The organism is Candidatus Borrarchaeum sp. (assembly GCF_019058535.1).
GTDB classification, from domain to species: Archaea; Asgardarchaeota; Sifarchaeia; order Borrarchaeales; family Borrarchaeaceae; genus Borrarchaeum; species Borrarchaeum weybense.
Genome location: NZ_JAHPYX010000028.1, coordinates 1 through 8,109, shown reverse-complemented (window position 1 = coordinate 8,109; position 8,109 = coordinate 1). Strand labels below are relative to the sequence as shown.

Genomic DNA, 8,109 nt, shown 5'->3' with positions numbered 1-8,109 from the left:
TTCAACTGGGTTTCGAGTGCCGCAGCTTATGCTGCTGGTGCTGAATCCGTAGATTCTGAAGCTATGGTAGGTTGTGCCTTCGGATTTTTGGCGTTTGGGTCAGCCCTTGGATCATTTATCTTGCCCTTGCTAATGGGTTTTGTATTCGATACCACTGGCTCGTGGTTATTTGTTTGGGCAGTTCCAGCTGTAATAGCTTTATTTGGAGCAATAGTAGCCTTTTTGATCAAAAAATAACTTAATTATCAGTCAATGGTAGTGATTCAAGATTGTGAACTACCTCACGCTAGAGCAATGGGGCTTTCTTGTGTAGTAACATGTAAGGTTATGATATGATATGGCTGAAATTGGAAAATTAAGATTTCGCTGGGTCGTGTTGGGCGTTTCGTGGTTTTCGTGGTCAATGCAGGCCATTGCACTCCTAAGTATTGGTCCAATGTTGACACTACTGATTCCGAAACTTGGACTGACAGGCGTACAGGCAGGAACCCTAATGGCGGTTTCATGGATTCCAGGTATTTTCCTTGCTATCCCAGCAGGCATTTTAATCGCTCGATACGGAGGGCGAAAACTAGGAATGCTAGGTTTGCTTTCTTTGGCAATTGGACTAATCCTAATTGCTTTTTCTGCCACTTTTGAGTTATTAGCTTTAGCAAGATTCATTTTAGGAATTGGTGTAACTTTTTCAGGCGCTCCGCCTTTAGCTTGGACTATAAGATGTTTTACTCCACAGGAGCGAGGATTCGTGTCAGGAGTGTTAGCATCAGGATTTGGCACTGGAGGGATCATAGGCGTTTTTGCTATGGGTTATATCTTATCGATTTTTGGTATATTTCTGACAGCTGTAAGTTTTGGCGTTTTGAGTCTTGTTTGCATGCTCTGTTTCCTTCTAGCCCAGCAAGAAATCCCTGAAATCAGCTGGTCCGATAGTATGCCTACAAATTCGACATCATTTTTTGAACCTATGTCACAAGCATTTAGAAATTTCGAATTATGGAAAATCGGAGTCGTATGGTTTGTCATAGTTGGAATAACTACTGCTTATGCAACTTTTGCACCGACCACATTCGTATCTTTGCTGAAAATGGATGTCGCCAGCGCAGCTGCCACTGCAGGTATTGTTTCGATACTTGCGGTGCCATCTCTTCTAGGCGGCGGATGGATCTCTGATAAATTGAAGCTTAGATTCGGGAGAAAGATCATAATATGGCTACCAACCTTGATTTCTGCTCCCGCTTTCTACCTGATTGGTGCATCATCAGTTTTTTTCTTCGCAGTGATAGGTATAGTACTCATAGGCATCTTTAGCTGGGTTTCAAATGCTGGAGTTTTTTCAGCAGCAAGTGAATCGGTTGATTCTACCGTAGAAGGCGTTGCGTTAGGTTTTATAAGTTTTATGGCATCTTTGGGATCGTTTATTCTTCCTATCGTAATGGGGGCCGTATTTGATGCCACTGGCTCGTGGATATTCGTTTGGCTCGTCCCAGCCGTAACAGCGTTAGCTGGAGCTATAATAGCCTTTTCTAGTAAAATTTGATACACTTCACTTACAATTTTAGTTTCACAAGGTTTGATAAAATGAAAGCATACCTTCTCCATAATGTTTATAAAACTCGATAAACATAGATATGTACAGAGTTATCTGTACAAATATTTCGAGTGTGCATTTCTATATAAATAAAAACTATTGGAGTGGAATGAAATGTCAGTTGAATCATCCGATAATGAATTGGTAACAAAGTTAAGCGCAGCAAAGGACTTCTCAGATGTTTTTGAACTCGTTGAGGAGGCTCTTATAAAAACCCTCAATAGAAAGAGAGGCGGCATAATGCTTGGCTTACAGGATTTAGGTGCACAAAGAAACTACTTTATCGGAGCGTACCATGTGGTGGGCAGCAACTGGATAGTCATCAATAAAACTCCACTTCGAAGAATTCGGATGCATGCAAAAGAGTCCGATGAACTATATAACGCGTACCTTTTTCACGTAATGCTTCATGAATATATCCACGCTCTTGGCATCACTGATGAGCGACTGTGTCGTCAAGTTACTAGAGATGTAACCCTACAAATCATACAGGATGAAAACCATCCTGCCGTCAAGCTTGCTGTACAGGGACTTGGTGCATTGTTTCCCTTCATGAGGTATTACACTCCAGAAGACTATGCGATGCTTGAACGATCCCCAGATCAACGTGGAATGCCACGTATTGAGGTCGTTCGGGGATTTGACAGAAAAAATACACCCTATTTCAGTTAGAAAAAGGGTTTTGCCGAACTCTCCTTTTTTATTTCTCTTTTTGCAGGACTTTTCACGCGTTTCTTTTATCTAATTACATGATTTGAGCCCTTTCTAATAATTTTTTTGTGTTTTTAAGCGCCATTTTATACGTAAAACAGCAAACAAACAATCCAATGAGTATGAGGCTTCCAAAAGCAACTAAGTAGTTTATCGCTTCGAATTCGATCGTGTAAAAAATCAAAAATGGCAGTGAAATTATAAGCAAACCGATACCTAAGAAAACTATACCCACCATGGACCCTGTAACTGTAATAAAGCGGGAACGAGGTGTTGTTGTAAAGTCTGGATAGTTTGCCCCAACTGCAACTCCTATGATCGTTGCTTCAATTGTCAATAGAACAGAAAGGAGCGTAAAAACGAGCATAAAATCGAATGAACTAGCAGGGAGGATTATATAAATCAAACAAAGCGTAGCAATTAAACTGATAAGTGCAATGAACAACGATGAACTAATTTTTGCTCTTGTGAGTTCTTTTGACCCAATTGGTAAACTATATACGATTGGCATTGACTCCCCTTCTTGACCAAAAGACGTTATTCCTAGCAACCAGCCAAAGAGAATGGGTCCCATCAAGAAGAACAGATTAAAAAGTCCAGTGGGCATTTCTTCTGTTTGGGGCGTCACTAGGAGTGTAATGACCATAATAGCGGTTGAAAATAGAGGTGCGACTACAATACGTATCATCTCTTTTCTTCTGATTAATCCTCTAAGATCCTTACGGATTAATGCAACTTCGGCTGGAGCATAACCAATTCTTTGCAATATTCCTTTTCTTGGTTGATATAACTTACTAGAAATCTTTATAGAGACTGGTTGAGGCGCCCAGTACTTCTCTCGTAGTTTGACACTTGCAAAAAAGCACGATACGCAAAAAACAAGAAATAGTAATCCATACATTCCTGCCAATAGCAAATTTCCTGCTATAAGATTCAAGATTGCAATGGATGGCCATAGCAAAGGAACGTACCATGCCGAAATGATTTCTACTGAATACGCTTCGAGCAGAAGGAACAGAAAATTGAAATTAAAAAGCAACATAGCAACTAGGAATATGATAACCGAAAGAACGAAGCGAATATATACTGATGATCGCCCCCCTCTTGAGTAAAATGCTGAAGATACACGGTTAGTAATAGCTCGAATTATCTCGACTATAAATGCCCCTCCAGATAGGGCTAGAATGGAAAGCGCTAGAATACTAAACCACAAGAAGTAAAGACCTCCTCCAATGCCTACTAAGCCCAATGTGAATCCTAGTACTACAAAAATGATTGGAGAGAGAATAAAGATTGTAGAAAGCGCTGAGCCTAATACGTATTCATCAGCACGAATAGGCAACATATTGACAGCTTCAGTTGTAAATGTTTGTGCAGCTTGCGAAAATTCGAATAGGATGCCATAAGCAAGTGGAAGTCCGATCATAAGTGCAGGTACAAAAATCAGCATTTCATTTATAGTTTCACCTATGAATGCTAATTCTTCATCTATTAGTAAAACTTCATCTATAATATAGCCTAAAAAGACGCAAATGATAAACGCAAATAAGTCTAAAAGAAGTATTATTAAAGGTCTTCTGATTAATTTATTTATAGTTTGCGGGCTTGATTGTCTTCTTCTAAGAAAGGAAAGAGTATAAATCCTGCTAATACTAACAATCACTCTTAGGTTCATTGAGATATCCACTAACCATTTATCGTAAGGCATCGACAATTGCCTTGAGATTATCTGTGCCTGTAAGTTTCAAGAAAATATCTTCTAAATTTGATTCCGAAAGCTTTGCTTGTTCTTGAAGTTCATCAAGTTGTCCTCTGGCGATTATCTGCCCTGAGTGCATTAATGTAATCTGATCACACATTACCTCTGCTATTGCAAGGACATGAGTACTAAAAAGGATTGTAACTCCTGCTTTTGCAAGTTTATGTAACAGATCTTTCACGATTCGCGCAGATATAGGATCTAAGCCAGTTAACGCTTCATCAAATATAAGAATTCGAGGTTTATGAAGTAGTGAAGAAATAATGGCAAGTTTCTGTTTCATGCCACCAGAATATCCACTGATTAGTTCGTTCGTTCTTCCTTTAAGTCCGAATGCATCTAGAAATTCATTGATTCTTTTTTCTTTCGTGTCAACGTCTATCGCGTATGCATCAGCTATAAAATCTAGATATTCTACTGCTGTTAAAAATTCATACAGTCTTGGGTCTTCTGGTACATAACCAATAAGTTTTTTTGTTTCAACGGGATGCTCTAAAACACTTTTGCCAAATACTCTTATGTCTCCAGCATCAGGTTTTACAAGTCCAATTATTGACTTCATCAGCGTTGATTTCCCTGAACCATTAGGACCAAGCAATCCTTCTATTGTACCTTTTTCGATATCAAGATCTATTCCTTCCAATGCTGTTATAGAGTCATAGTTTTTTGTGACTGAACGTATTTCAAGAGCTTTCACCGAAGAAGAAATTGTTTTTGCCTCCGCTACTAAACATAAATAGCACTAGCAACTCCTTAAACTATGTTTAAGTACTTTTCCCTGAAGGCTTAGAGCAAAAAGGGAGCGGTTTCTTGGGTTAAGATACGTTTTACTAAACCGACAGGAAGATATTCGTTGCCCCTGCCTTCTGCCTCTCTAGATGTTACTAATTCCTTCTCCATGAGGCGGGCAATCACGTTATATGAGGCTTGGGATGAAACTGATAATTCATCTTTAACAAGCCCTGTTGTTATTACAGGATGAGAAACAAATAGTTTAATTACCTGTTTTTCTCTGTCTCCCAGTCTCTGGATCTTTCGAACAATTTCTGATGGTCTTCTTTTTGTAATTTTCTCTAATATGTCAATATCAATCTCGAATATTGAATCTCGTATAGCTATGGCTATGGCGGCAGAGCATAGTTTTATTGCTTCTCTAGGTGCTCCTTCTGACACTTGTGCGATGAAATTTAGAGCATCTTCAGTGAAAGGAGAGACCTCGTTTTCTTCACTAACGTCTTCTATTCTTTTTTCGATAGCTAATATCACTTCTTCCTCAGAAAGAAGATCTAGATATATGATCTCTTGAACTCGATCTGCCAGAGTATTCAAAATTTTCGGCAGTTTATCGAAGGAAAATCCGTTTAAAGCACTGTAAATAATGCTTATATTGTCTAGATCAGATAATCCCCGTAACATTTTAGCAACATCGATATTTAGATCATGTGCTTCGTCTATAAGGAGAATTATTCTGTCGTCTGACCTTCTAAGTGTTTGATACAGCACTTGTGGCAGTATCTCACCATCGAATTTTAGTTCCATACCAATTATTTGTATCAATTCCGCAACTGATTCGGGAGGAGCATAAAAAAAGATTGGGAGTCTATTATCTTTGAATAGCGTTTCTAGGCATAATAGCAGCGAAGTTTTCCCGCTACCATAAGGCCCTTCTATAACTACATCATATCCTAAGCGAATGTAGTTTTTCAGCAACTGAAATTCTTCGTCAAACCCAACAACTAAATCAGGTTTTCCTACTGGACTTAATTGAAATGGATTTTTACTCCAATTCATTTTTTGAAACCATTCAAATTCTTCTGAAGACAAAGTAGGTCCTCCTTTCAAAAGTAGAAATGTGTAAACTCTGTTTAATAGATATGTAACATTGGGGTAATTCAGCTAATGTTACTCGTGTTTTTAAGTAATGGCGTTTAATTAACATTTAACAGAAATGTAAGAGATCTGTTGGAACAATTTAGTCATGGTGATAAAATGAAGGAGAATGTCCCTGCAATCAATTATTTGATTAGAAGAGCACATCGGAATGGTTATGCCACCCTAAACTTCTATAAAGCGATAGAACAAATGGAATGTTTGATTTATGATGGTAAAATTCATTCTTATGCTAATGTAATGTAAAACTTTTTTTAAACACCATATTTCCTCTTCTAGAGAGTGTTCCCTGCCCTTCCCCCTCTTCTGGGCAAATATATATATAGTAAGAGACAAGAGTTTTCAATGGTTTCAAATTATCAATTTATTTTTCCGGGCTTCTTAGTTTTCATAAATTGAAGGAAGAATCAAGTTGCCAGAAAATAGCGAAATAGTAGTTGAGGCAATTGACTTAAAGAAGGAATATCATTTAGGAGACGTTATAGTACCCGCTCTAAGGGGCATTAACCTTCAAATAAAGAAAGGAGAGTTCTTAGTTATCATGGGTCCGTCTGGAAGTGGAAAATCGACTTTATTAAACATGATCGGTGGTCTAGACAACCCAACAGCAGGACAAGTGTTTATCAACGGACAAGACATTTCAAAACTGTCTGACAGTGCTTTGACTGAACTAAGGGCACGTGAAATTGGATTCATTTTCCAATTCTACAATCTAGTTCCTGTACTGACCGCTTTGGAAAATGTGGAGTTGCCGATGATGGTCACGGGAGTTGCTGAAAAAGAAGGCAAGAAACGCGCCATAGAACTTCTAGAAATGGTTGGACTAGGAGATCGTCTACATCATCGTCCCGATGAACTCAGTGGTGGACAAAGACAACGAGTGTCTATTGCCCGTGCATTAGCAAATACCCCTTCAATCGTGTTAGCTGATGAACCAACAGGTGACGTAGACACGAAGACTGGAGATGAAATTCTTGACATAATGCATCACCTGAACAAAAACATGGGTGTCACTATGATCGTTATCACTCACGATCCTGTTGTTTCAGAACATTGTGATCGACTTATTCGAATAATTGATGGACTGATTGCTACAGATAAGCCTACGGCACGTAGATTGCTCGAAATTAGCGATGAGGAACTTCGAGCTTATCGTGGAATTACTGGCTATATAAGTGATCAAAGATAGATTATCTTAGTGTACGAGGGTATGTAATGCAACTAGAAATATTAGCTGCAAATTTATTTTTGATTATTCTAGTGATCATTGCTGTTGTTGTGGGGCTGCTAGCGAAATTCGAAAGAAGACTAATAAAACTTGCCATCCGCAACTTAGGACGCAGAAAAACTCGCAATATTCTCACAGTTCTAGGAGTGACCTTGTCTATTTCATTATATGTAGCTTTTAATATATCAGCTGATAATGCTCTTCAAAGTTTCTTTAATGTTATAGAAATTTCAGGAGGAAAGGTTGATTTCGAAATCACAAGACTTGATGGTGAACCTTTTGATCAGGATATTCTTGAAGATATTTTACAGGTTGAAGGTGTACAATCAGCAGCTCCCCGAATGCAGCGTTACTGTATTATCTTTACAAAGCCTTATGGGAATTCCACAGCAGCACAAGTCGTTGGAATCGATCCAAAATACGATAATGAGTTTGGTGACTTATGGGATTATCAAACTAACGACCCAGTCAATGACCTCCTTCAGAAAAAGGTGGCTATAGTAAGCGAATTGCTAATGGAAGGAATTGCTTATGAAGAAGATGATGATGATGGTAATGTCAGATTAGTTAATGCTACGGTTGGTGATCGCCTTAAAGTCAAATATCGAACGAGCGGAAACAGAGTAAGAACCAAAATTTTTGATATTGTAGCCTTTGCAGAAGCTACAGGAAAAATTCGAGAGGTGGGCTATGGTGCGTCTGTGTTTATTCCATTGAGGGAAGCACAGTCATTATATAAAGCCGGAAGCAAGATCGATAAGATTATTGTTGAAATGGACAAGGCTTACGCAGATGTGTGGGAAGATGTGCAGAAAAGGCTTGAGGATGTTGTGAAGGATGAGGGGTTAACTGTTTATGCTCCAAAACAAAGCCAGTTGGAATCAGCCCGTAGTGGCGTCGAAGGTATGCGAAGTGGTCTATTCTTTGCTGGTA

General features: G+C 38.8%; 8 protein-coding genes and 1 pseudogene. 6 read left to right on the top strand and 3 right to left on the bottom strand.

The window, feature by feature from the left end:
* The 3 genes and pseudogenes from QVB70_RS01650 to QVB70_RS01640 form a co-directional block, all read left to right on the top strand.
* Positions 1-237, top strand: a pseudogene (locus QVB70_RS01650) (hypothetical protein); the annotation flags it as partial.
* Between the two features lie 100 nt (positions 238-337).
* Positions 338-1,537: a nitrate/nitrite transporter gene (locus tag QVB70_RS01645; RefSeq protein ID WP_287582726.1), complete on the top strand. Its 1,200-nt coding sequence runs from the start codon at positions 338-340 to the stop codon at positions 1,535-1,537.
* 165 nt (positions 1,538-1,702) lie between these two features.
* Positions 1,703-2,260, top strand: coding sequence for a hypothetical protein (locus tag QVB70_RS01640; RefSeq protein ID WP_287582724.1), 558 nt, complete (start codon positions 1,703-1,705; stop codon positions 2,258-2,260).
* A 73-nt stretch (positions 2,261-2,333) separates the two neighbouring features.
* On the opposite strand, the gene QVB70_RS01635 is transcribed toward QVB70_RS01640, so the two are convergent.
* From QVB70_RS01635 to QVB70_RS01625, 3 genes are all read right to left on the bottom strand, one after another.
* Positions 2,334-3,974 carry a hypothetical protein gene (locus QVB70_RS01635; RefSeq protein ID WP_287582722.1) on the bottom strand — a complete coding sequence of 547 codons (1,641 nt, stop codon included), beginning with the start codon at positions 3,972-3,974 and terminating at the stop codon, positions 2,334-2,336.
* Positions 3,975-3,993: 19 nt separating this feature from the next.
* On the bottom strand, positions 3,994-4,755 hold the full coding sequence (locus QVB70_RS01630) for an ABC transporter ATP-binding protein (RefSeq protein ID WP_287582720.1): 762 nt from the start codon (positions 4,753-4,755) through the stop codon (positions 3,994-3,996).
* 89 nt (positions 4,756-4,844) lie between these two features.
* Positions 4,845-5,882, bottom strand: coding sequence for an AAA family ATPase (locus QVB70_RS01625; RefSeq protein WP_287582718.1), 1,038 nt, complete (start codon positions 5,880-5,882; stop codon positions 4,845-4,847).
* A 165-nt stretch (positions 5,883-6,047) separates the two neighbouring features.
* On the opposite strand from QVB70_RS01625, the gene QVB70_RS01620 reads away from it, so the two are divergent.
* The 3 genes from QVB70_RS01620 to QVB70_RS01610 form a co-directional block, all read left to right on the top strand.
* Positions 6,048-6,194, top strand: coding sequence for a hypothetical protein (locus tag QVB70_RS01620; RefSeq protein WP_287582717.1), 147 nt, complete (start codon positions 6,048-6,050; stop codon positions 6,192-6,194).
* Positions 6,195-6,360: 166 nt separating this feature from the next.
* Positions 6,361-7,137 carry an ABC transporter ATP-binding protein gene (locus QVB70_RS01615; RefSeq protein WP_287582715.1) on the top strand — a complete coding sequence of 259 codons (777 nt, stop codon included), beginning with the start codon at positions 6,361-6,363 and terminating at the stop codon, positions 7,135-7,137.
* 26 nt (positions 7,138-7,163) lie between these two features.
* On the top strand, positions 7,164-8,109 hold a 946-nt coding region (locus tag QVB70_RS01610), incomplete at its 3' end, for an ABC transporter permease (protein WP_287582713.1).